This window comes from Fibrobacter sp. UWT3 (genome assembly GCF_900230125.1).
Taxonomy (GTDB): Bacteria; Fibrobacterota; Fibrobacteria; order Fibrobacterales; family Fibrobacteraceae; genus Fibrobacter.
Genome location: NZ_OCSS01000003.1, coordinates 41064 through 63734, shown reverse-complemented (window position 1 = coordinate 63734; position 22671 = coordinate 41064). Strand labels below are relative to the sequence as shown.

Annotated in this window: 18 protein-coding genes; 11 read left to right on the top strand and 7 right to left on the bottom strand. The window is 56.0% G+C overall.

Going from position 1 to position 22671, the window contains the following annotated elements; translation table 11 throughout:
- Positions 1-29 precede the first annotated feature (29 nt).
- Both nifJ and CRO08_RS11865 read right to left on the bottom strand, forming a co-directional pair.
- Positions 30-3599: a pyruvate:ferredoxin (flavodoxin) oxidoreductase gene (gene nifJ / locus CRO08_RS11870; RefSeq protein WP_097036376.1), complete on the bottom strand. Its 3570-nt coding sequence runs from the start codon at positions 3597-3599 to the stop codon at positions 30-32.
- 223 nt (positions 3600-3822) lie between these two features.
- Positions 3823-4455 (bottom strand): hypothetical protein, encoded by a 633-nt coding sequence (locus CRO08_RS11865; protein WP_097036375.1) that lies wholly within the window; start codon positions 4453-4455, stop codon positions 3823-3825.
- A 56-nt stretch (positions 4456-4511) separates the two neighbouring features.
- Between CRO08_RS11865 and CRO08_RS11860 the strand changes: the two genes are divergently transcribed.
- The gene (locus CRO08_RS11860; RefSeq protein WP_097036374.1) at positions 4512-5591 is read left to right on the top strand and encodes an ABC transporter permease; all 1080 of its coding nucleotides are present in this window, start codon (positions 4512-4514) and stop codon (positions 5589-5591) included.
- Positions 5584-6804: an ABC transporter ATP-binding protein gene (locus tag CRO08_RS11855; RefSeq protein ID WP_255252348.1), complete on the top strand. Its 1221-nt coding sequence runs from the start codon at positions 5584-5586 to the stop codon at positions 6802-6804. Before CRO08_RS11860 ends, CRO08_RS11855 begins: the two co-directional genes overlap by 8 nt.
- Positions 6805-7153: 349 nt before the next feature.
- On the opposite strand, the gene CRO08_RS17040 is transcribed toward CRO08_RS11855, so the two are convergent.
- Together CRO08_RS17040 and CRO08_RS11850 are read right to left on the bottom strand one after the other, a co-directional pair.
- On the bottom strand, positions 7154-7324 hold the full coding sequence (locus CRO08_RS17040) for a hypothetical protein (protein ID WP_175547249.1): 171 nt from the start codon (positions 7322-7324) through the stop codon (positions 7154-7156).
- Between the two features lies 1 nt (position 7325).
- A complete protein-coding gene (locus CRO08_RS11850; protein WP_097036372.1) occupies positions 7326-8801 on the bottom strand; it encodes a M17 family metallopeptidase in 1476 nt (491 codons plus the stop codon).
- 68 nt (positions 8802-8869) lie between these two features.
- Here CRO08_RS11850 and CRO08_RS11845 point away from each other — a divergent pair, with 68 nt between their 5' ends.
- From CRO08_RS11845 to CRO08_RS11830, 4 genes are read left to right on the top strand one after another with little or no spacing between them, the layout of a single operon-like run.
- The gene (locus tag CRO08_RS11845) at positions 8870-9940 is read left to right on the top strand and encodes a porin family protein (RefSeq protein ID WP_141398357.1); all 1071 of its coding nucleotides are present in this window, start codon (positions 8870-8872) and stop codon (positions 9938-9940) included.
- Between the two features lie 6 nt (positions 9941-9946).
- The gene (locus CRO08_RS11840) at positions 9947-10960 is read left to right on the top strand and encodes a calcium/sodium antiporter (RefSeq protein ID WP_097036370.1); all 1014 of its coding nucleotides are present in this window, start codon (positions 9947-9949) and stop codon (positions 10958-10960) included.
- A gap of 1 nt (position 10961) precedes the next feature.
- A complete protein-coding gene (locus tag CRO08_RS11835) occupies positions 10962-12476 on the top strand; it encodes an MBOAT family protein (RefSeq protein ID WP_097036369.1) in 1515 nt (504 codons plus the stop codon).
- Positions 12477-12485: 9 nt separating this feature from the next.
- Positions 12486-13721 carry a hypothetical protein gene (locus CRO08_RS11830; RefSeq protein ID WP_097036368.1) on the top strand — a complete coding sequence of 412 codons (1236 nt, stop codon included), beginning with the start codon at positions 12486-12488 and terminating at the stop codon, positions 13719-13721.
- Here CRO08_RS11830 and CRO08_RS11825 read toward each other — a convergent pair.
- The 3 genes from CRO08_RS11825 to CRO08_RS11815 all read right to left on the bottom strand — a co-directional run bounded on the left by CRO08_RS11825 (position 13714) and on the right by CRO08_RS11815 (position 16826).
- Positions 13714-14958, bottom strand: coding sequence for a nucleoside recognition domain-containing protein (locus CRO08_RS11825; RefSeq protein WP_097036367.1), 1245 nt, complete (start codon positions 14956-14958; stop codon positions 13714-13716). The two genes, CRO08_RS11830 and CRO08_RS11825, sit on opposite strands and share 8 nt — an antisense overlap.
- A gap of 66 nt (positions 14959-15024) precedes the next feature.
- Positions 15025-15651: a phosphodiesterase gene (yfcE, locus tag CRO08_RS11820; protein WP_097036366.1), complete on the bottom strand. Its 627-nt coding sequence runs from the start codon at positions 15649-15651 to the stop codon at positions 15025-15027.
- A gap of 35 nt (positions 15652-15686) precedes the next feature.
- Positions 15687-16826, bottom strand: a complete 1140-nt coding sequence (locus CRO08_RS11815; protein WP_097036365.1) for an RluA family pseudouridine synthase — start codon at positions 16824-16826, stop codon at positions 15687-15689.
- Positions 16827-16900: 74 nt separating this feature from the next.
- On the opposite strand from CRO08_RS11815, the gene CRO08_RS11810 reads away from it, so the two are divergent.
- From CRO08_RS11810 to CRO08_RS11790, 5 genes are all read left to right on the top strand, one after another.
- Entirely contained in the window at positions 16901-18208 is a 1308-nt protein-coding gene (locus CRO08_RS11810) for a deoxyguanosinetriphosphate triphosphohydrolase (RefSeq protein WP_072810456.1), read from the top strand.
- Between the two features lie 11 nt (positions 18209-18219).
- Entirely contained in the window at positions 18220-18912 is a 693-nt protein-coding gene (locus tag CRO08_RS11805; RefSeq protein WP_097036364.1) for a pyrimidine 5'-nucleotidase, read from the top strand.
- Between the two features lie 52 nt (positions 18913-18964).
- On the top strand, positions 18965-20083 hold the full coding sequence (locus tag CRO08_RS11800; RefSeq protein WP_097036363.1) for a hypothetical protein: 1119 nt from the start codon (positions 18965-18967) through the stop codon (positions 20081-20083).
- Positions 20084-20193: 110 nt separating this feature from the next.
- On the top strand, positions 20194-21477 hold the full coding sequence (gene glyA, locus CRO08_RS11795; RefSeq protein WP_097036362.1) for a serine hydroxymethyltransferase: 1284 nt from the start codon (positions 20194-20196) through the stop codon (positions 21475-21477).
- Between the two features lie 467 nt (positions 21478-21944).
- A complete protein-coding gene (locus CRO08_RS11790) occupies positions 21945-22652 on the top strand; it encodes a fibrobacter succinogenes major paralogous domain-containing protein (RefSeq protein ID WP_097036361.1) in 708 nt (235 codons plus the stop codon).
- Positions 22653-22671 lie beyond the last annotated feature (19 nt).

Below are 22671 nucleotides of genomic sequence, written 5' to 3'. Positions count from 1 at the left end.
ACGGGGCGTTTTAATCAATCGTCAACCGATTACAGGCTGATCAGCCCTTCCGTATCTTTAGACATGGCGTCATAGAATGCGTAGCGGGCGTCAACTTCCTTCTGGAGGTCGTCGGCGAGCTTCTTGGCCACTTCCGGATTGTTACGGGTGAGCTGCTTGTAGCGGTTTTCGGTGTAGATGTATTCTGCAACCGGGATCGTCGGCTTCTTGGAGTCGAGGATAAGCGGAGCCTTTCCTTCGGCGGCGAGAGCCGGGTTGTAACGGAGCAGAGTCCAGTAGCCGGAATCCACCGCCATCTTCTGGTGATTGAGCTGGCTGTTGAGATCGAAACCGTGGTTGATGCAGGGGCAGTAGCAGATGATCAGCGACGGACCATTGTGTGCTTCCGCTTCCTGAAGAACCTTCAGGGCCTGAGCGTCGTTTGCGCCGAGAGCAATGCGACCGACGTAAACGTTCTTGTAGCTCATGGCGATGAGGCCGAGGTCCTTCTTGCCGGCGCGCTTACCAGCGGCAGCGAAGAGGGCGACGGCGCCACGGTTCGTGGCCTTGGAAGCCTGTCCACCGGTGTTGGAGTACACTTCGGTATCGAGGACGCAGATGTTCACGTTTTCACCGGTTGCCATCACGTGGTCGAGACCACCGTAGCCGATGTCGTATGCCCAACCGTCACCACCGAAGATCCACACGGACTTCTTCACGAGGTAGTCGGCGAATTCGTCGCGGAGGCTTACAGAAGCTTCGTCGGTTGCACCGGCGAGGGCTGCCTTCAGGGCGGCGACGTTTTCACGCTGGGCCTTGATGCCGGCTTCGTCGTCCTGCTTCTGGGTCGTGAGCTTTTCCTTGAGTTCGGCAGGAACGTTCACGGCTTCGAGGAGGCTCAGAGCCTGCTTGGCATGCTTCGTGATAGCGAGGCGCATACCGAGACCGAATTCGGCGTTGTCTTCGAACAGGCTGTTTGCCCAAGCGGGGCCACGGCCTTCCTTGTTCTTTGCCCACGGAGTGGTCGGGAGGTTACCGCCGTAAATGGAGGAGCAACCCGTAGCGTTGGCGACAACCATGCGGTCACCGAAGAGCTGAGAAACGAGACGCACGTAAGCGGTTTCGCCGCAGCCTGCGCAGGAGCCAGAGAATTCGAACAGCGGTTCGAGGAGCATGGCCTGCTTGACGAGGTTCTTGTTGATCTTGGTGCGGTCGAATTCCGGGAGATCGACGAAGAAGTCCCAGCACTTGCCTTCCTGGACCTTGATGGGTTCCTGCGGCACCATGTTGATGGCCTTCTTGGTTTCGTCGGTCTTGTCCTTACCGATACAGGCCTGCGTACAGACGCCGCAACCCGTACAGTCGTAGCTGGACACGGAAATCGCGAACACCGGCTTGTCGGAACCTTCGAGCTTGAAGCCCTTGGCCGGGGTGTACTTGAAGCCTTCCGGAGCGTTCTTCACGGCGGATTCGTCAACGACCTTCACGCGGATGGCTGCATGCGGGCAGACCATGGCGCACTTGCCGCACTGCACGCAAGCGTCCGGATTCCAGGACGGGATGTTGAGGGCGAGGTCGCGCTTTTCGTACTTGGTGGTACCGGTCGGGAACACGCCGTCGCAAGGCATCTTGGAAACGGGGAGGAGTTCGCCGTTGCCCTTGATGATTTCTGCGGTGACTTCGTTCACGAACTTCGGAGCGTTGCCGTGGATCGGAGCGCGGAATTCCTTGGTGCTGGTGACAGTAGCAGGAACCTTGACTTCGAACAGGTTAGCAAGAGAGGCGTCGATAGCGTCCCAGTTCTTCTGGACCACTTCCTGGCCCTTCTTGGCGTAAGTCTTTTCGGCGTACTTCTTGATGTACTTGATGGCGGTTTCGGCATCGAGCACGTTACCGAGCTTGGAGAAGAAGCAGGTCTGCATCACGGTGTTGATGCGGCGGCCCATGCCGGTCTTTGCGGCAACGGCGTAAGCATCGATCACGTACACCTTGAGGTGCTTCTTGATGATGGCTTCCTGCACCGGACGCGGGAAGGTATCCCACACGGTGTCGGCGGAGTGCGGAGTATTCACGAGGAAGGTTGCGCCATCCTTCGCGTACTTCAGCATGTTCACGGATTCCAGGTGCGGAGTGTGGTGGCATGCCACGAAGTCGGCTTCGTTTTCGCCAATCAGGTACGGGGCGTCGATGATGCTCTTACCAAAGCGGAGGTGAGAGGTGGTCATGGAGCCGGACTTCTTGGAGTCGTAAACGAAGTAGCCCTGTGCGTAGTTGTCGGTTTCGTTACCGATAATCTTGATGGAGTTCTTGTTGGCACCCACGGTACCGTCGGAACCCAGACCGAAGAACATGGCCTGGAAGAAGTCGCTTTCCAGCTTGAAGTTCGGGTCGATGGTGAGGCTCGTGTGGCAGACGTCGTCGTTGATACCGACGGTGAAGCGTGCCTTCGGGTCGGCCTTGGCGAGTTCGTCGAAGATGGCCTTGACCATGGCCGGCGTGAATTCCTTGGAAGAGAGACCGTAGCGGCCGCCGATCATCTTCGGCATAGCCATCTTGCCAGCCATCACGGCTTCGGAGATTGCGGTCAGGGCGTCCTGGAAGAGCGGTTCGCCAGCGGAACCCGGTTCCTTGCAGCGGTCGAGGACGGCAATCTTCTTGACAGTCTTCGGGAGGGCAGCAACCACGGCTTCCATCGGGAACGGACGGTACAGGCGGATGTTCACGAGACCGACCTTTTCGCCCTTGGAATTGAGGTACTTGACGGTGTCACCGATGGTGCAGGTCGAAGAACCCATAGAAATGATTACGCGGTCAGCGTCGGGTGCACCGACGTAATCCACGATGTGGTACTGACGGCCAGTGTAGCTTGCGACCTTGTCCATGTACTTCTGGACAATTTCCGGAACCTTGGCGTAGAACGGGTTCACCGTTTCGCGGCCCTGGAAGTAGACGTCCGGGTTCTGGGCGGTACCGCGCATGGTCGGGCGGTCCGGAGTGAGGCAGCGCTGCCGGCAAGCCTTCACGTACTTTTCGTCGATGACGTTACGGATAACGCCGTCTTCGAGAGCTTCGATCTTCATCACTTCGTGGGAGGTGCGGAAACCGTCGAAGAAGTGCATAAACGGAACGCGGCTTTCGAGAGTGGAAGCGTGGGCCACGAGAGCGAGGTCCTGGCATTCCTGCACGCAGCTGGAGGCGAGCATGGCAAAGCCGGTCTGGCGGCAGGCCATCACGTCGGAATGGTCACCGAAAATAGAAAGGCCCTGCATGGCAAGGGCACGGGCAGTCACATGGAAGACCGTGGGGGTCAGTTCGCCCGCAATCTTGTACATGTTCGGGATCATCAAGAGAAGACCCTGGGAAGCGGTGAAGGTCGTGGTCAAAGCACCGGCCTGGAGCGCTCCGTGAACGGTACCGGCAGCGCCACCTTCGGACTGCATTTCAAAAACGCGGGGAATCTGACCCCAGATATTCTTCTTGCCTGCAGCACTCCAGTTGTCGGCGTGCTCAGCCATAGGACTAGACGGTGTAATCGGGTAAATAGCCGCAACTTCGCTAACAGCAAACGCTACGTTAGCGGTGGCCTCGTTACCGTCACACGCAATCATCTTTTTTGCCATGTGTGTCTCCAATTTTTAGGTTTTTTCGAAAAAATCTGATCATATACACCTCGGGCATGTGGCGCACACCCGTGGCGCAAAAATCCAATGGAAAAAATATAAAGATTGAGGGGAAATGAACGGATTTTTTTTGAAAAATTGCGTTAAACGGGGAATCTGTGGGGGTGGTGAAACAGTGTTGTCGGAGAATGTAAAGTACTGCCGGAAAAGGTGTAAATAAATTTTAACGTTTGTAGCCCCGGTAATCGGAAATCTTTGGTTGTTTTGGCTGTAGTACTGGAATTGGCTCCTTGCGCTTCGCGCGCTTAAAAACCTTTAGCGGGTTTCCGCGCTTGTCGGGCCAGCACCCCCAGGGCATTTTCTTGATATTGCGGGACTCGAAGAATTCTGCAACCTTGGCGTTGTCGGCGAAATAGTAGATATACCCGTTTTTTCTGAATCCCTGTGTTTTATGGGTTGCATAGATATGAGTGGAATCGATGGGCTTGCCTTGCCTATAGAGTTCTACGTAGTAGGCGGTCCATTGCCTGTCAAAGTATTTGCCGCCACCTTTTGCACGTTTTGTTTCCTTGTATTCTAAGGCTTTCGTCAAGTCGTCGAAGTCCCTCTTTAGTCGGGTTTGGTACACTGCGAAGGCGAGGGGCGTGGATGCCTGCTCATCGAGCAGGGGTGTGCTTTCGGTGCATGAGAAAAAGGCCATGGAATCCGCCGCGGCGATATAGTCTTCCAGGAGTAGGTTTTGGGAGGGGATAAAGTCTTTGCTCGCAGTTTTCAGCTCATTGGGGTCGCTACACCCGCATAGGGCGACGAAGGCTGCCGTGACCAGGCATTTTAAGGTGTTTATTCCTTTGCGCATGGAACTAAAGTAATAAATTTTTCTGTTGCAGGGAGTTTTTTCTATATTGCCTTCCGATGAAATTTCGCCTTTCGACAGAGACCTTGAACCGCCTGAAGCGCTTCCGCAAGAACAAGCGTGCGTTCTGGTCGCTGGTGGTGCTCGTGGTGGCGTACCTGCTTTCTCTCACGAGCCCGTGGACGGTGAACGACGAACCGCTCGTGCTGCGTTACGAGGGCAAGACGTATTTCCCGGCGTTCGTGCGGTACAGCGATGCGGATTTTGGCGGGGAATACCAGACGGAAGCCGACTATGGCAAGCTTTTCGAGGCGGTTCGCGAATGCGAGGAAGATGCTGCCGAGGGCTTTACCCGCGCGGGCGGATGCCCCGAGGTTTGGGCCATTATGCCCCCGATTGCGCATGATCCTTTGAAGGCGGACTTGAGCGAGGATGGTGCGCCTCCGTTTGCGCCGAGTGCAAGGCATTGGCTCGGGACGGATAGCAACGGCCGCGACGTTTTGGCGCGCCTGATTCACGGGTTTAGGATTTGTATCAGTTTTAGCCTGCTCTTGACGGTGCTCGGGACTTTCCTCGGGATTGTCATCGGCGGTATCCAGGGCTACCTCGGCAAGTTCTGGGATATCGGCATGCAGCGCATGATTGAAATTTGGTCGTCGCTCCCGATGCTCTACGTGGTGATTTTGATTGGAAGCATCTACGGGCGCAGTTTCTGGCTGCTCATCTTGATTATGGCGGCGTTCAACTGGATTTCGCTCAGCTACTATATGCGTGCGGAGTTCCTCAAGCTTCGCGGCATGACGTACGTGCAGTCGGCGAAGGTTCTGGGCATGGGGCACAGGCATATCTTCTTCAAGGAAATTTTGCCGAATGCGATGACGCCCGTGGTGACACTGTTCCCGTTCACGCTGATTGGCGGTATCGGGAGCCTTACTTCGCTCGATTTTCTGGGATTCGGCCTGCAGCCGCCCACACCCAGCTGGGGCGAACTCATGAGCCAGGGACTCAACAACCTTTATGCGCCGTGGATTTCGGTGAGCACGGTCGCCGCCCTCTTTGTGACGCTGCTTTTGACCACGTTCGTGGGCGAGGGCGTTCGGGATGCCATGGATCCAAAATCGGGAGACAGATATGTCTAATACTTCTCCGGTTCTGCAGGTGCGCGGCCTCTCGGTGGCCTTCGGGTTCAATAAGAAAGGCTTGCCGGTGGAAGGCCGCAAGCCGTTGCAAGTGACGGACCGTGTCTCGTTCGAAATCAACGCGGGCGAGTTCTTTGCGCTGGTGGGCGAGTCGGGCTGCGGCAAGAGCGTGACCGCGATGGGAATCCTGCGGCTGCTCCCGTGGCCGGGCGCGCAGATTGTCGAGGGCTCGGTGCTGTTCCATGCGGGACGCGATGCCGCGGGCGATTTAGATGCAGGCAAGGCTGGCGCTGAGGATTGCCTTGTGGAAAAAGACTGCGCGCCGATTGATTTGGCGAAGCTCCCGCTCCCTGAACTGCAGAAAATCCGCGGGTCCGAGATTGCGTGCATATTCCAGGAGCCGATGCAGGCCCTGAACCCGGTCGTGACCATCAAGAAGCAGTTGCTGGAAGTGTTCAAGTTCTGCGGTGGACCCTATCGGTCGCCTGCTGCGCCTACCGGCAAGGCTTTAAACGGCGCGGGTAAGGGCGGCGCAGTTTCCGCGGGTAAGGACGGCTCTTTAAGCGGCGCGAAAACTGCGGGCAAGGATGGCGCCGCCGACCCGCTGGCAGCAATCCGCGAGATGCTGACTCTCGCGGGCTTTAACGACCCCGACCGCGTGCTGAACGCCTACCCGCATGAACTATCGGGTGGCATGCTCCAGCGCGTATGTATCGTGATGGCGTTGCTCCCGAAACCCAAGCTCATTATTGCTGACGAACCGACTACGGCACTCGACGTGACGGTGCAGGCGCAGGTCCTTGCGGTCTTGAAAGATATGGCGAATCGCACGGGCACCGCGGTCCTGCTGATTACCCACAACATGGGCATTGTCTCGCAATACGCGGACCGCGTGGCGGTGATGTACGCCGGCCGCATCGTAGAATGCGGGCCCGTGCGCGACGTGATTGATAACCCGATGCACCCGTACACGCAGGGGCTATTGGCCGCCATCCCCGAAAACCACAGTGACATGCGCAACCTGCGCTCCATCCCGGGTTCCGTACCGCATGCGCGCGACTTTGTGAAGGGCTGCCGATTTGCGGACCGCTGCGAAAAGTGTGTGAGCCTTTCCGCCGAGTTGCAGGCCAAGTGCCGCTCACAGGAAATCCCGCCGAAAGTGGGCGAGTCTCATTTTGCGCAGTGCTATTTCCAGAATTTGCAAAGCAAGTAAACGCTTCTAGCAGACCAAATGCATGCGTGCTGCCCGCTTGGTCTGCCCAGGGGGCCTAAAAAATCACTTTTAGTTGTATGTAATTTGCTTTCCAGCAGACCAAATTTACGAAATTATCTGAAATGGTCTGCTCAAAAGTCTAAAAACAGCAGATTTCGTTGCGTATAAAGTAATTTTTAGCAGACCAAATGCAGTGATTAATTCAAAATAGTCTGCTCAACGGTAATCAAAGAGAAAAATTACCCCCGCAAAACACATTTTCCAGCAGACTAAATGAGGGCTTGCGGCCACTTTAGTCTGCTCGGGCTAATATATAGTTTGCTCGGTTTTATGCGTTATCAATCCGGACTTATTTCAGACCGTATTTCTCGGCGAGCTGGGCGCGTTCTTCTTCGGAAAGGCTTTTCAGGTAAGCCTTCCATCCGGGGCAGAAGTTGATGTGGAATCGCCAGAACCGCCCGATGAGCGATTTGGGGTTCTTGTCGTACTGGGCACGGATTTTGCAGTTTGCACAGGCCATTTTATGCCTCATCGATTGGGGTTGCTATCTCGCGGGCAAGTTCGATAAGCGTCTGCACGCCGAAACCGGTGGCGCCGTATTCGGTGTACTTCCACTTCTTGGAGACGAAAGCCGTACCCGCGATGTCGCAATGCGCCCACGCGGTATTTTCGGGAACGAATTCCTGCAGGAACAGTGCCGCGGAAATTGCGCCCGCGTCGGTTCCCGTGTTCTTGAGGTCGGCAAACTTGTCCTTGAGCGCGTCGGCGTATTCTTCTTCGAGCGGCATGCTCCAGAACTTTTCGCAGCACGCTTCGCCGCAGTTGATAACCTTCAGGCCGAGATCGTCGTCGTTGCTGAAGAAGCCCGCGATGGCATACCCGAGTGCGCGGACCATGGCACCGGTGAGCGTGGCGAGATCTACGATGTGCGTTGCCCCGATTTCGCCTGCTTCAGCAAGCCCGTCGCTAAGCACCAGGCGGCCTTCGGCATCGGTGTTGTCGACCATCACGGTCTTGCCGTTCTTGGCCTTGAAGATGTCGCCTGGGAGCACGGACTTGTTGCCGATTGCGTTTTCGGCGAGGCAACACACGGCGCTCACGTGAATCGGGAGCTTGAGCGTGGCGATAGCCTGTATGGCGGCAAGTACGGTCGCCGCCCCGCTCATGTCGCTAATCATTTCGGGCATGGATTTGGGCGGCTTGAGGCAGAGCCCGCCGGTATCGAACGTGAGACCCTTGCCCACGAACACCAGGTGGTCCTTCGAGGTGCGCTTGGCCCCCTTCGTTCCGTCGTACGAAAGCGTAATCATGTACGGTTCGTGCGAACTGCCCTTGCCGACGGTCACGTGGCCCATGAAGCCTTCCTTTTCGAGTTGCTTCATGTCGCGCACCTTGATGCTGAGGCCCGGCGTGTATTTCGCGATGGTCTTCGCATTTTGAACAAACTCAGCGGGGTAGAGGTCGCTGGCGCAGGTGTTGATGAGGTTCCTTGCAAGCGTTACCGCCTTCTGCTCGACAGCGACATCTTCTGCAATCTTCTTGAAGTCCTTGACGTGCTCGCCCGCGACAATCTCGTATGTTACCTGGAAGTTCTTCTCTTGCTTGCTCTTGTAGGCGTCGAACTTGTAGTCGGCGTAGCTAAGCCCGTGGAGAATCGCCTTGAACTGCTCATCTGCCGCATCGGCGAGGAAGATGCTCACGCTGGGAACCTGCTTTTTCATGGCGCGGCCAGCCAGGCGGTAGGCGGCCATGCGCAGGTGGTCGAGTGCGGAAAGCCCGCGCTCCTTTGCCGCATCTACGAAAAACGTCGGCTTGCCATCGATTTCAAGGAATTCGAGGTCCTCGAACGGACCGTCCTTCATGCCGTTAAGAACGGATTCGACCTGCTTTTTACCGTTTTCCGACAGGATAGTGGAAAACTGCACTGATTTTTTTACGAAAAAGAGGGCGTAGGCGTTCGCTTTTTGCGATTCTGTGGCGATTATATTGAACTTCATGTTTGGAAAGATAGCAAAACTTTTGTATTTTGATACAAAGAAAGTAAATAATGCAAAATGGAGTAATTATGAACACGAAAATGAAATCGTTCGGTTTTGTTCTGGCTCTGACAGCTTTTGCCATGGCACAAGAAGCGGCTCCCGTAGCGGAAGCTGCAGCACCCGCACCGGAAACAGCCACCGTTCAGGAAGCGGCTCCTGCTGAGGCCGCCCCGGCCGCTCCGGCACAGGAACCCGCCGCTGCGACGGAACCTGCGGCGGAAACTGCACCCGAAGCGCCCCAGGCCGTTGCCCAGGAACCTGCTCCTGCCCAGGATGCCTCGACAGGCTCGGCAACCGAAACGGCTCCTGTAGAGACTGCCGCTCCGGCCCCGCAGCCTGAACCGCAGCCCGCTCCTGTTGCCGACGAAGGCGACATGCCTGCTCCGAAGGCTGTTCGCGGCGTAGATGCCGAATCGCAGCCCGTGTATGGTGCGCAGACAACCGCTCCGGTCGAAACTACTGTTCGCGAAACCCGCGTGTATAGGCTCAAGGCTGAACCCATCCCGATGAAGTTCTCGTTCGGTGTGCAGGGCTTCGCCGGCATGAACACTCTCTTCGACAACAACTGGGATTTCGAGGAATCCTATGACGGTATTGCATGGAAGGCCGGCTTGTTTGCCGTGGTGCCGTTGAACGAATACACGATGGGCTTCAAGATTGGCGCCTTGTTCGACCATAGTGAGGCTAGCGCCTCCTACTCTTACGGTAGCGACTATTCCAAGGAAGCGCATGTCAAGTTCAAGATGGACCGCGTGACTATCCCGCTCCTGTTCATACTCAAGTCCATGTACTCGAGCTTCTCGTTTGATTTTGGTATGCAGGTCTCCGTGCCTGTCCAGGATACGTTCAAGTATTCCTACGAGAAGGCTGACGGTACTCCCGTGAACGGCAATGCCGACATGATTGACCTGGATTACCGCAATTCCATGGACTTCGCGCTCCTGCTCGGTCTCTCCATCAAGGCGAACAATTACCTTTCGTTCGATATCCGCTACGAATGCGGTATTTCCAATGCCTATGACGGCGTGCCCGGCTGGCGCATCAACGAGCTCACCTCGAACACCTTCCTCTTCGGTATTTCCTTCTACGTCCTCTAATAGTTTATGATTCTTCCGATTGTCGCTGTAGTCCTGGGATTGGGTGTCCTGGTATGGAGTGCGGACAAGTTTGTTGATGGTGCGGTGGGTGTCGCCAAGTTTTGTGGCATGTCTACGCTCCTTATCGGTATGGTTATTGTCGGGTTCGGCACCTCCGCTCCGGAGATGGTCGTCTCGGCGATTTCTGCCATGCAGGATGCTCCTGAACTTGCTCTTGGAAACGCTTACGGGAGCAACATCGCAAACATCGCCCTCATTCTCGGCGTGACAGCGATTATTTCGCCGGTCATCGTGGTGCGGAAGGCACTCGTGCGAGACCTGCCCGTGTTGATTGCCGTTACGGCTGTTGCCATACTCCAGGCGATGGACGGCTCCATTAGCAGGCTCGACGGTATTGTCGTGCTGCTCGTTTTTGCGGGCGTGATGACCTTCAATATCGTGAGCGAGCTTCGCCAGAAAAAGGGTGCCGCTGCGGAAGAAACAGTTGCATCGGAATCGGGCGAGGGCGAAAATCTTTCTCTCGGAAAGTCTATCCTGTGGCTTGTGCTCGGGCTTGCCCTGTTGGTGGCAAGTTCCCGTGCGCTCGTGTGGGGGGCGGTAGAAATCGCGCGTGCTCTCGGCGTGAGTGACCTGCTTATTGGCCTTACGATTGTCGCTGTGGGTACGTCGCTCCCGGAACTCGCGAGTTCCATTGCCGCTGCCCGCAAGGGTGAGAATGACCTCGCCATTGGCAATATTATCGGGTCGAACCTGTTCAATACGCTCCTGGTGGTAGGCATCGCTGCGACGATTGCCCCGATGCATTCCTTCAGCGCTTCTATCCTGAGTCGTGACCTGCCGGTCATGGCCGTGCTGACGGTCCTCCTCCTGCTGTTCGGGCTTCCTGTGCGCAAGAGCAGGGTCGGTGCGGATGGCAAGCGCATTGGCCGCATCAACCGCCTCGAAGGCACCGTGTTTCTCGTTGCCTACGTGGGCTATATCGGCGTGCTTATTGCGCAGGCGACCGGAGTCTTGAAGTAGCGTGCTTTTCCATTCCTGGTTTTTCATCCTGTTTGCGGTCGCTGTCGTAGGGCTCTACTACGCGGTTCCCGTGGGCAGGGAAAATGCCTGGGGCGGCAAGTTCCGCCGTATATTGATTCTTGTTGCGAGCCTCTACTTTTATGCGGTGTGGCGACCCGAGTACCTCGCGCTTATCCTTGCGACTATTGGCGTTGACTACACGATGGCGCGCCTTATCGAAAGGTTTGGCCGGAGTGCAGATGGTGCAGTTGATGGCGTGCCCGGTGCGGATGTTAAGGCGAATATTAAACGGCGCATTGCGCTTGTAGTTTCATTGTGCTTTGACCTCGGGCTTCTTTTTGCGTTCAAGTACCTGGGATTCTTCGAAGAAACGTGGAACGCGGTTGTTGCTCCGTGGATGGGGAAGCCCTTGGACTTGCCCAAGCTGCTGCTCCCGATGGGGATTTCGTTCTACACGTTCCAGAGCCTGAGCTACGTGATTGACGTGTACCGCGGGAAGATTCCCGCATGCAAAAGCATTGCAAACTACGCGCTGTACGTGACGTTCTTCCCGCAACTAGTGGCCGGCCCTATTGAGCGCGCTCCTCACTTGATGCCGCAACTTGCGCTCGAGCATCGTTTCGATTTGGGAGACTTGCAGGCGGGCATGTTCCGCATATTGCAGGGGTTCTTCAAGAAGGCCGTGCTGGCGGACCACCTGGGCGTATTCGTGGATGCGGTGTTCAACCAGGTCGCTGCCGGGTATGCCATGCAAATGTCGCCGCTCGACCTTGCTATTGCGGGCGTGTGTTTCACGTTCCAGATATACTTCGACTTCTCGGGCTACTCGGATATCGCTATCGGCATCGCGCGGATTTTTGGCGTGCGCCTGATGGAAAACTTCAACGCGCCCCTGCTAGCGACAAGCATCTACGACTTCTGGAAGCGCTGGCACATTTCGCTCACGAGCTGGTTCCGCGAATACGTGTACTTTAGCCTCGGCGGTTCGCGCAAGGGGCGTCCGCTTGCGGTAGTGAACGTGCTTATCGTGTTTTTCTTGAGCGGACTCTGGCACGGTGCTGCATGGACTTTTGTGGCATGGGGCGTGTGTCACGGTGTCGCGTATGTGCTGGAACGCCCGTGGCGTAAGCTCCCGGTAAAGCACCCGTGGCTCGGTCGCATCAAGACGTTTGCGCTTGTCGTGCTGTTCTTCACTTTGTTCCGTGCGCCGGATTTCGCATCGTGGGTCAACTACATGGCGGCGCTCTTTAATTTTGGTTCGTTCGGCGATGTGGTGGATGCGTTTCGCAGCGCAATTTGGGGCGGAGTTGCCGTGCCCCGTGCCGTGCTGGTCAGTTGCGCCGTGGGGCTTTCGATTTGGGGCGCACGGGCGCTTATTACCCGTGGAGGTACGCGTGGTGCTGTCGTGGGTGATGAACCCGGTGCGTGGCGTTGGACCTGGAACCTTGTCTATCTGTTGGCAATCATTTTCCTCGGCCGCTTTAGCGGGCAGGGATTCATTTACTTCCAGTTCTAGGGGGCGACGGTGGATACAAAGACTAAAATCGCTCTCTGGTGCGTTCGCGGGCTCGGCCTGCTTTCCATTGCATTGCTCGTGATTTTCTTTAGCGGGGCGTTTCCGCAGTGGTTTACCGGCAGGGGAGACCTCTTCAGGCTCACCTCCGTCAAGCAGTACGAGGAAGTTGTCGACAAGCCGTATCATCCCGACGAAAGCGTGCATACTGCACCACTTGATTCGGGAATCGTGTGGTGGCTGGGGGATAGCTTCAGCCGCGTGCAGTTCGGCCACAAGCCTCTGCCCGAGGCGGTTTCGGACAAACTAACTGAAGCGGGCGTGGGTAAGGTTGCAGCGGTGGATTACATTGACCTGCAGGGCTCCCCGAAATCGCTCTTTGCGCTCGCCGCTGCACGCGCGAAGGAAGGGAAGCCCGCTCCGAAAGTCATCGTGGTGGAATGTGTCGAACGCAACGTGTATGTGAACTTCGGTGCGAATGCGGTATTCGATTATGGTGACGTGGCGCCCTGGAACGAGGGCAAGGGCCTAGGCTCAAAAGTCAAGCGCATCCGCCGTCGAGCCTTCCTTGAGGCTCCGGGAACGGTCGACTTCAAGCTGCGCAGGTTCCCGCCGGTGGCCGAAATCCGTGAGTTGACCGATACCTGGCGTTATGCGCTCTACAGGGACAGGCATCCCGATGCGAAGGTCTGGCGTCGTCCCATGATAAAGGCGTATGACGGCACAATACAACCCCTGCCGGCAATGGCGAAGGTTGCGGACCACCTCCTTTATTCTCCGGATTCCGTCGTGGTTGGTGTTGGCCCGGACTTTGCACCGGAAAATGCGGCTCTCATGAAGAACCTCCGGCAACTCGATTCGCTGGCGTGGACTTTCGGCGCGCGCCTACTGTTCGTGATGCCTCCGAACAGGAATTCGCAATGGGTTGATGGATTCATTATCCGATATGACGGCTTTTTTGATAGATTCCTCCTAAACGGCATTCAATTTGTCAATCTGGAAGACCATTTTTCCAAAATTCGCCGCAGGAATCTTAACGGAGTCCCGGAAGAGATTTTCTGGAGGACTGATTCACACTGGAACGGAAAAGCGCATGCCGCGGCGAGCGAGGCTATCGCGGAAAAGCTAATACGGATGATTAAGAAACCCGAGCCATTCTTGCCGGACGATCATCGGCGTTTGCGTGTTGTTCCTCGCGGGTTCAGAAAATATACTGAGAGTGTGCCGCCTCCTCTCGAGATTAAGTAGGCGGGAAGAACAGGTACGCGATTGCGATTGCTGCGATCACGCCCACGGCGTCGGCGATGAGTGCGCAGGTGACGGCGTGGCGTGTCTTCTTCACGCCCACAGAACCGAAGTAAACCGCGATGATGTAGAACGTGGTGTCGGCGGCTCCCTGGAACATGCAGCTGAGACGGCCGGCGAAACTGTCGGGACCGAGCGCCTTCATGGCGTCGATCATCATGCCGCGGGCACCGCTCCCGCTAAGGGGCTTCATGAATGCGGTGGGGAGTGCGGGCACGATGTCGTTCCCGATGCCGAACAGCCCGAGAACCCACGAGATTCCGTTCATGAGTAAGTCCATTGCACCGCTTGCACGGAACACGGCGACACCCACGAGGATGGCGACCAGGTTCGGGATAATCATCACTGCGGTATGGAAACCGTCCTTCGCGCCTTCGACAAACGCTTCGTAGGCCTGAACCTTCTTGTACACCGCGAGCCCGAGGAACGCGACGATGATGCCGAACAGCACGATGCCGCTGATGAAGAGGCTTGTGGTGCCGATGGCTTCGGCGGTGAGGTGGCTAAAGTAGAACATGATGGCGATGACGCAGGCGGAAAGCCCGCCGAGCCATGCGACTGTTACCGGGTCCTTGAGTTTTACCTTTTGGAAAAAACTGAGGGCGAAGATGCCCGCCATGGTACTGAAGAACGTAGAAAGGAGAATCGGAAGGAATACGTCGCTCGGGTTTGCCGCCCCCATCTGGGCGCGGTACGTCATGATACTCACCGGGATGAGCGTAAGTCCGCTCGCGTTCAGCACGAGGAACATAATCTGCGAGTTGCTTGCGACGGTCTTATCCTCGTTGGGGTTCAGTTCCTGCAGCTGCTTCATCGCCTGCAGGCCCATCGGGGTGGCCGCGTTGTCGAGCCCGAGCATGTTCGCGCTTACGTTCATGAGCATCGTGCCCACCACCGGGTGGTTCTTCGGGATTTCGGGGAAGAGCCTGCTGAACAGGGGAGAGACGATTTTTGCGAGAATCTGTACGGCTCCCGCCTTTTCGCCAATCTTCATGATGCCGAGCCAGAGGCTGAGTATGCCCGTGAGCCCGAGGGCGATTTCGAATGCTGTTTTCGACATGTCGAATGCACCCATGATAGTCTTGTTGAAGATTTGGGTGTCGCCGAAGGCGATCCACTGCACCATGCACGCGATAAACGCGCCAAAGAAGAAGATAAGCCAAATAACGTTTAAGACCATGGCCTAAATATAGGAATGTGTAAGAAAATGTCATGGCGAGCCCGTAAGGGCGCGGCCATCTCGAACCTAAATTTCTGCCGTAGCGAGTTCGCTGCCGTCGTCAAGCCTGTGGATGCTGAACTTGGCAGGAGAGGAGCCGGTCGCGCTCTCGTAGAGGGCGAAGGTCGGCGGGTTTCCGCCCTTGGGGAGGCTCGTGGAACCCGGATTCACGAGAAGCACGCCCTTGAAGTTCTTCTCGAGTTTCCAGATGTGCGTATGCCCGTAAATATACGCATCGACGTTCAATGCGTTCAGTTCCAGGTCGCTTGGGGCGAGCGTGCGGAGCGCATCTGCCGGGAAGCATTCTGGCATAAAGATGTGCCCGTGGCTCAGGAACAGCGTCTTTTCGGGTGCGCCTTCCGTACCCGCATCCTTCACGACAGCAAATTCATCCTCGATGGGCATGTCGAGCATCATCAGGTCAACATCCGCATCGCAGTTCCCGCGCACGGCGGTAATGCATCCTTTGTACGGAGCGAGTGCATCGACGACTCCCATCGGGCCGTGACCCGCCGGGAGCGGGTTGCGCGGTCCGTGATAGAGCGTATCGCCCAGCAAAAATATGCGGTCGCAGTTGAATTTCTCGAAAAAAGCAAGCGCCTGCCTTGCGGCGATGGCGGAACCGTGAATGTCGGAGAGGATAAGTGCGCGCATCTTGTTTCCTGAGCTATCTTGAATCCTATGCTGTCTTATTTCCTTGCCCCGCGCGGGTCAACAATATCGTGCCTGAAACGCATGGGCTTTAGTTTGTCTATAACGCTTTGCAGTTCCTTCGGGAGCGGGCAATCGAATACCTTGCGTTCGCCCTGCCATACGAATTCGAGCCTGCAACTGTGCAGGAATAGCCTGTGGAGCCCGAGCGTCTTTTTCACTTCACGGTTGAGCGCGAAATCGCCGTAGCGGGTATCGCCCAGGAGCGGGTGCCCGATGCTTGCGAAGTGTGCGCGAATCTGGTGCATGCGTCCGGTCTCGAGCTTGATTTTCACGAGATCGTAGCCTTCGTAGTGTTGCTTGACGCGGTAGTGCGTTACGGCCTCTTTCGCGTCCTTGCCGGCTTCGCCGACCTTCATCTTGCTGCCCTTTGCGGCATCGGTGCGGGTGAGCGATTCCGAAATCGTGCCCTTTTCCTTTTTCAGGTTGCCTTTCACGAGCGCGAAGTAGAACTTTTCCACCTCGTGTTCGCGAATCATGCGGGTAAGGTCGCGCAGCGTGTCGCCGTGGAGGGCCGCAATTAGCATGCCCGATGTCTCCTGGTCCAGGCGGTGCGCAATGGTGGGCTTGAAGTCGAGACCTTCGCGGCGGCCCCATTCCCACAGGTATTCCACGAGGCTCTCGCCCGGGCGCGTACCGGATCCAGGCTGGCTCGCAAGTCCCGAGGGCTTGTTCACGATGACGTAGTCTTCTGTCTGGATGACAATATCCAAATCCTTCGCGCCCCAGGAACTTCTTTCGTCTTTCGTCTTTCGTCTTTCGTCTGTTGTGCCCCAGGTGGACTTGTTTTTCGCGAAACCGGATTTGCTGGGCGTTGCTTGTTTGCTGTCACCTTGCGCCTGCGCTGCGTTGCCCTCGTCACACCGCAGCCGCGAAGCGGCAAGTGTGTCTGCGTGCGTCTTGTTATCCCCTTCCACGCTCTTGAAGTTCTCGTAGATGCAGACGGTATCACCTTCCTGCAGCATCTGGTTCGCCTTGCCGACGACTCCGTTTACGCGCACCTTCTTTTTGCGGATGACGGCGAAGAAAACCGACAGGGATTCGTCGGGGAATGCCTTGCGTAAAAAACGGTCCAGTCGCATGTTGGCGAAGTTGCGGTCGATGATGCGCGTAATCATGTAATGAAAGATAGAAATAAATGCCAAACAAGTCTGTCGCTTCTCTCGCCTTGCAGAATTTTTATATTTGCGCCATGCTCAGATGGGAAACACTTTTATCCGCTACGCGTTACGGGCACCCGGCAGACCCGGACCCGAACCGCTCCGATTATCACAGGGATTACGACCGCATTGTCTTTTCGACGGCTTTCCGCAGGCTTGGCCGCAAGACGCAGGTTCACCCGTTCTCGGTGAACGACCACGTGCATAGCCGACTCACGCACAGTATCGAGGTCTCGAGCGTGGGGCGTAGCCTTGCGATTACGGTTTTCCACCTCATCAAGAAGTACTTGCCCAAGTATATCAACGAATACCAGTTCGGAACCATCGTGCAGTCGGCCTGCTTGGCTCACGATATCGGTAACCCGCCGTTCGGGCATGCGGGCGAGGCGGCTATCCGCGAGTGGTTCCGCAAGAACCGCCAGAGCGCCCCGCTGAAGGATTTGAGCGACAAGGAAATGGCGGACTTCGAGAATTTTGACGGCAATGCGCAGGGGCACCGCATATTGAGCAAGCTGGAGTACCACTTTCTCGATGGCGGAATGCGCCTTACCTACGCTACCATCGGCGCCATGATAAAGTATCCGCAACTGGCCAAGTACGGTTGCCCCACCAGTTTGTTCTCGACGGAGGCGGACCTCTACGGGATTACCGCCGAAACGCTTGGGCTCCCGCAGATAGATAATGGCAAGTGGGTGCGCCACCCGCTCGTTTACCTGATGGAAGCCGCCGACGATATCTGCTATTCCATCCTCGACGTGGAAGATGCCATTGAACTCGGAATTCTTTCGTTTGGCGATGTGCGTGACATGTTCAGCTACCTCTGCGGCCCCGAAATAAATATCGACAAGGAATACGAGGAAAACGGCCGCAACTTCCGCGACTTCCTCAGCAGTATCCGCGGGAAGGCTTTCCAAAACATAATCGACGACGTTGCCGTGACCTTCGTGAAGCACTATGAAGAAATCATGGAAGGCAAGCTCAACAGCCACCTGATAGATATCACGAAGTCCGATGCCATGTGGGGCATCCGCATTGCGAAGCGCCTGGGCGTGGAACGCATCTACCCGGACCGCCGCAAGACGGAACTCGAAGTCGGTAGCTACACGACTCTTGCGACCGTCCTTGACGCCTTTATCAACGGCGTTTACGATTACAGGCAGAACGGCAGGAATTCTTACCGTGCCGACCGCATCGTACGGCTTATCGGGCAGGCGAAAATCGGGCAGAGCGTGACCGCCGCCGAGGCCTACCACCAGGTGCTCGATTTTGTGACGGGCATGACGGACAACTACGCCACATACCTGGCGCGCCAGATTGGCGGCCTTGCTATGGGCGTGTAGGCGGGGGTCCCTTGAAGGTCTGGCTTTTCGATTACGACCTTACTTTGTATGGCGACGAAGAGCGCTATGTCATCAATTCGCTTGACCACCGCATTTCGCTTTTTGTGCAGAAGACTGTCGGCGGCGATTTTGAATCGGCGCACAGGATTCGCACGGATTACCTTGAAAAGTTCGGCACGACGCTTGCGGGCCTCATGGCGATGAACGGTACCGACCCGGACGAATTCTTCGACTTCATTCACGAACCGGAATACCTGACGTACCCGAAGCGTGCTCCCGAGAAACTCGCGCTGTTGCAAGGCCTGCAGGGCCCCCGCTATGTGTTTACCAACGGGCGGCACGATTGGAGCGAGGCGGGCATGGCGCACATGGGAATTGCGCCCGCGATAGACGGCGTGTTCGACCTGAAGATGATGGACTGGGAAGGCAAACCGCACGAGAGCGCGTACGAGAAGATGGAGCGGTGGCTTGCGCGTGTTTGGCCGGAGAGATGTGACGCGATGCCCGGATGGGAATGCTCGATGCCCGCGGACAAGCGCGATATTGTGCTCCTGGAAGATTCTCTGCGGAACTTGGAACCCGCGCATAGGCGGGGCTGGACCACCGTGCTCGTGAACCCGAACGTGGAAGCGCCGGCTTGGGTGGATTTCCATATACCGCATCTGATGAACCTGCGCGATATTCTTCCTGTTGTGTCATCCTGAGCGGAGTGCGCAGCACGTAGTCGAAGGATCTATTTTTGTATTTTATACCCGTATGAAACGAACTGTTTATTCTGCACTTTTTGTTACGCTCGCTCTCCTTTTTGCCTCCCTGGCGTGGTCGTTCCCCGCTCCGCAGGCGCGCAACGGCTTCAGCAACATGAACGTGACGACGGAGTATTCCGAACTTTTGAAAGAGAAGAATGCCCGTAACGATTCGCTTTTGCCCGCGCTCGACGGCGACAAGGCTTTTGCCGAGGTGCTCCGCCTGAACCCGAACTTCTGGAGTCTCGGGAGCGCGATGGACAAGGAAGGCTCGCTCGTTACCAAGCTCAATGCGCAAATCGTGTTTATCGACGGTATCCGCGAGGATCCTTTCTGCGAACTGGTGAAGGGCTCCAAGAGCGACGCTTCCACATGGAACGTTCGTATAGGCGTGGACTTCGTTTCGGGCGGTTCCAACACGGTGCATATCCACGTGCAACAGTGCCTTGACTACGTGCGTGACCAGCTGGGTTATGCCATCAAGCAGGGCGACAAGATTGTGGTTATCCCGCCGAAGAAGGTGTTGGACAAGCTCCGCGAAAGCGAGATTCCCGATGCAATCGACCTCGACATGCAGCAGACGCTTTTGAAGGCGCACGAAGAAGTGGAACTTGACGGCAAGTGCCCGAAGAACATCGAAGCCTACATCATATTGATGAACGTGTACAACCAGGTCAAGGACAAGAAGATGGATTACGTTGTCATCAATGACCAGTTGAACAAGAACCGCAACGGCGCGGGCCGCGTGCAGAGCTGCGCCTTTAGCCGCGAGTGGAACAAGCGCTACCAGGAAAGTGCGAGTTTCGAGTGCGATATCGACAACGACCGCTGCCTCTACCGCCAGGAGAAGGACGGCAACTCCGAGTGGAGCATCAATTACGAGAAGGACCGTTTCGAGTACATCAACAAGAAGTTCCTGTTCTTCAACCGCAATCCCAAGAGCATCCACAAGGGCGGTTCCATGCTTGACCTGCGCCTTATCCGCCTTTCGACCAAGCTCTACCTGGAAGCCTACATCGACCTGAAAGGCGAGCCCGTGACGCTCGGCCTCATCATCGTCCCTGGCGACAAGACCATCGAGGATTACGACGACGGGGAAGACGAGGAAGACGACGTGATGATGGAATAGGTGCGCGTACTCGCCAGAATTCCTGTTTCCTGCTTCATTTTGACGCCTTAATCCGTTTTTTGGACTTCTTATTATCTATATTTGGCGCGTACAAATCAAGGAGTAGCTAAATGCTCAAATCTACACTGCAACAGACCGATCCGGAAATCTACAACATCATCCAGGAAGAAGCCGAACGCCAGGAATATGGCATCGAACTCATCGCTTCCGAAAACTACACCTCCAAGGCCGTCATGGAAGCCATGGGCTCCGTGCTGACCAACAAGTACAGCGAAGGCTACGTTGGCAAGCGCTACTACGGTGGTAACGAAGTGATCGACAAGATGGAAGCCCTGGCCATCGACCGTTGCAAGAAGCTCTTTGGTTGCGACCACGTGAACATCCAGCCGCTGTCCGGTTCTCCGGCCAACGCTGCCGTGTACTTCGCCGTCCTCAAACCGGGCGACAAGGTCCTCGGCCTCAAGCTCGACCACGGTGGACACCTTTCTCACGGCCATCCGGTGAACTTCTCCGGCATGCTCTACAACTTCGTCCAGTATGAAGTCGACAAGGAAACGGGCCGCATCGACATGGACAAGGTCCGCGAAATCGCTCTCCGCGAAAAGCCGAAGATGATCCTCGCCGGTTTCTCTGCCTACAGCCGTAACCTCGACTGGAAGCGCTTCAAGGAAATCGCTGACGAAGTCGGCGCCCTCACCATGGCTGACATTTCTCACGTCGCTGGCCTCATCGCCGGTAAGGCAATCGATTCTCCGGTGCCGTACTTCGACATCGTGACGACCACGACCCACAAGACTCTCCGTGGCCCGCGTTCCGCTATCATTATGTGCAAGGACCGCACCATCCAGAAGATGGTGAAGGGTGAACTCAAGGAAGTTTCCCTCGCCAAGGAAATCGACAAGGGCGTGTTCCCGGGCATGCAGGGTGGTCCGCATGACCACATCAACGCCGGTAAGGCCGTTGCATTCCTCGAAGCTTTGCAGCCGGAATTCCAGACCTACGCGAAGAACGTTATCAAGAACGCTCAGGCTATGTGTGCCGAAATGCAGAAGCTCGGCTACAAGGTCATCAGCGATGGCACCGACAACCACCTCATCGTTGTCGATATGACTTCCAAGGGCGTTTCCGGTAAGGAAGCCGAAGTGGCCATGGAAAAGGTCGGCATCTCCTGCAGCCGTTCTACCATCCCGTTCGATCCGCGCAAGCCGATGGATCCGTCCGGTGTCCGTCTCGGTACTGCCGCTATCACGACTCGTGGCTTCGACGAAGAAGACACTCGCGAAGTGGCCCGCATCATCGACCGCGCCATCCAGGCCAAGGACGACGATGCCGCTCTCGCCAAGATCCGTCAGGAAATTGTCGAACTCTGCAAGAAGCATCCGCTGTACAAGTAAGACGACAAATGCGTAGGGCGAGTGAAGTGGAACTGCTTGCAGGACCACTTCTGAGCCTAGCATTTGGTGCGATAGCGCAAAGAACGCTCGCCAATGGCGGGCTACAGACGAAAGATTGCGGCCCGTTAAAACGGGTCGCTTTTTGTATGTAGTAATGCACAAAATTGCCAAAGTGGCGGTGAAATGGCGGAAAAATTGTCGTTTTCACCGCCGAAATTTACTTTGTGTGTGTAAAAATGAGCCTTTTTCTTGTTGCAGGACATGATGCTGGCGGTGAAATAGAAGAAAAATGTTCAAAATCACCGCCGTGCGCGGCCTTTGGGGGACGAAAATGAACAAAATTGTACAGATAAACTAATAAAGTGGCGGTGAAATAGCGGAAAAATTGTCGTTTTCACCGCCAGAAAGGGAATTTTCTACCAACGGCTACAGAAAGATTCTATTATTTGGAAATAACAGGAGGAAATATGCGTTCCCTTTGGCTTGGAATCTTTGCTTGTGCGGCGATGCTTGTCGCCTGCGGTGACGATGGTAGCGATTTCTCGACCCGTCCTTCGGACGGTTCGTCTTCTTCCCGCGCCAAATCCAGCAGTTCTGGGAAGTCTTCGGATTCTGTCGTCGGTTGTAAGACCGAAACGGAAGACAATTGCGAATACGGCGAGTTGGCGGACGAACGCGACGGCCAGACTTACAAGACCGTTAAAATTGCCGACCAGTGGTGGATGGCGGAAAACCTCAACTATGAAACGGACTCAAGTTTCTGCTACAAGGATTCTGCCGAGTTTTGCGAAAAGTATGGCCGACTATACACTTGGGATGCTGTGGTTGATGTTTGCCCCGATGGCTGGCATTTGCCTAGCAAGGCCGAATGGGAAACGTTGTTCGATGCTGTTGGTGGACAAGCGACCGCAGGCAAAATGCTCAAGTCCACATCCGGTGGCAAAGGCTCGGATGCATTCGGGTTCTCGGCGCTCCCTGCCGGCTACAGGGTTAAGGGTGGGGGATATCTCTACGAGGGCGCCCACACGTTCTTCCGGAGTTCTACTGTGAGTTCTACTGAAATCAATAACGGTCCGTACTGCGCGTTCTTGGACTTCAACGTTGACTATGCTGCGGGTATGTCCAGCGACGATTACAACAACTACGGGTTCTCGGTTCGCTGTCTTAAGAACTAGTTTACTATCTTTACCGCAT

Excerpts from the sequence above, each read along its gene's own strand:
- nifJ (WP_097036376.1), bottom strand. The coding sequence starts at position 3,599 with ATGGCAAAAAAGATGATTGCGTGTGACGGTAACGAGGCCACCGCTAAC.
- CRO08_RS11865 (WP_097036375.1), bottom strand. The coding sequence starts at position 4,455 with ATGCGCAAAGGAATAAACACCTTAAAATGCCTGGTCACGGCAGCCTTC.
- CRO08_RS11860 (WP_097036374.1), top strand. The coding sequence starts at position 4,512 with ATGAAATTTCGCCTTTCGACAGAGACCTTGAACCGCCTGAAGCGCTTC.
- CRO08_RS11855 (WP_255252348.1), top strand. The coding sequence starts at position 5,584 with ATGTCTAATACTTCTCCGGTTCTGCAGGTGCGCGGCCTCTCGGTGGCC.
- CRO08_RS17040 (WP_175547249.1), bottom strand. The coding sequence starts at position 7,324 with ATGGCCTGTGCAAACTGCAAAATCCGTGCCCAGTACGACAAGAACCCC.
- CRO08_RS11850 (WP_097036372.1), bottom strand. The coding sequence starts at position 8,801 with ATGAAGTTCAATATAATCGCCACAGAATCGCAAAAAGCGAACGCCTAC.
- CRO08_RS11845 (WP_141398357.1), top strand. The coding sequence starts at position 8,870 with ATGAACACGAAAATGAAATCGTTCGGTTTTGTTCTGGCTCTGACAGCT.
- CRO08_RS11840 (WP_097036370.1), top strand. The coding sequence starts at position 9,947 with ATGATTCTTCCGATTGTCGCTGTAGTCCTGGGATTGGGTGTCCTGGTA.
- CRO08_RS11825 (WP_097036367.1), bottom strand. The coding sequence starts at position 14,958 with ATGGTCTTAAACGTTATTTGGCTTATCTTCTTCTTTGGCGCGTTTATC.
- yfcE (WP_097036366.1), bottom strand. The coding sequence starts at position 15,651 with ATGCGCGCACTTATCCTCTCCGACATTCACGGTTCCGCCATCGCCGCA.
- CRO08_RS11815 (WP_097036365.1), bottom strand. The coding sequence starts at position 16,826 with ATGATTACGCGCATCATCGACCGCAACTTCGCCAACATGCGACTGGAC.
- CRO08_RS11810 (WP_072810456.1), top strand. The coding sequence starts at position 16,901 with ATGCTCAGATGGGAAACACTTTTATCCGCTACGCGTTACGGGCACCCG.
- CRO08_RS11800 (WP_097036363.1), top strand. The coding sequence starts at position 18,965 with ATGAAACGAACTGTTTATTCTGCACTTTTTGTTACGCTCGCTCTCCTT.
- glyA (WP_097036362.1), top strand. The coding sequence starts at position 20,194 with ATGCTCAAATCTACACTGCAACAGACCGATCCGGAAATCTACAACATC.
- CRO08_RS11790 (WP_097036361.1), top strand. The coding sequence starts at position 21,945 with ATGCGTTCCCTTTGGCTTGGAATCTTTGCTTGTGCGGCGATGCTTGTC.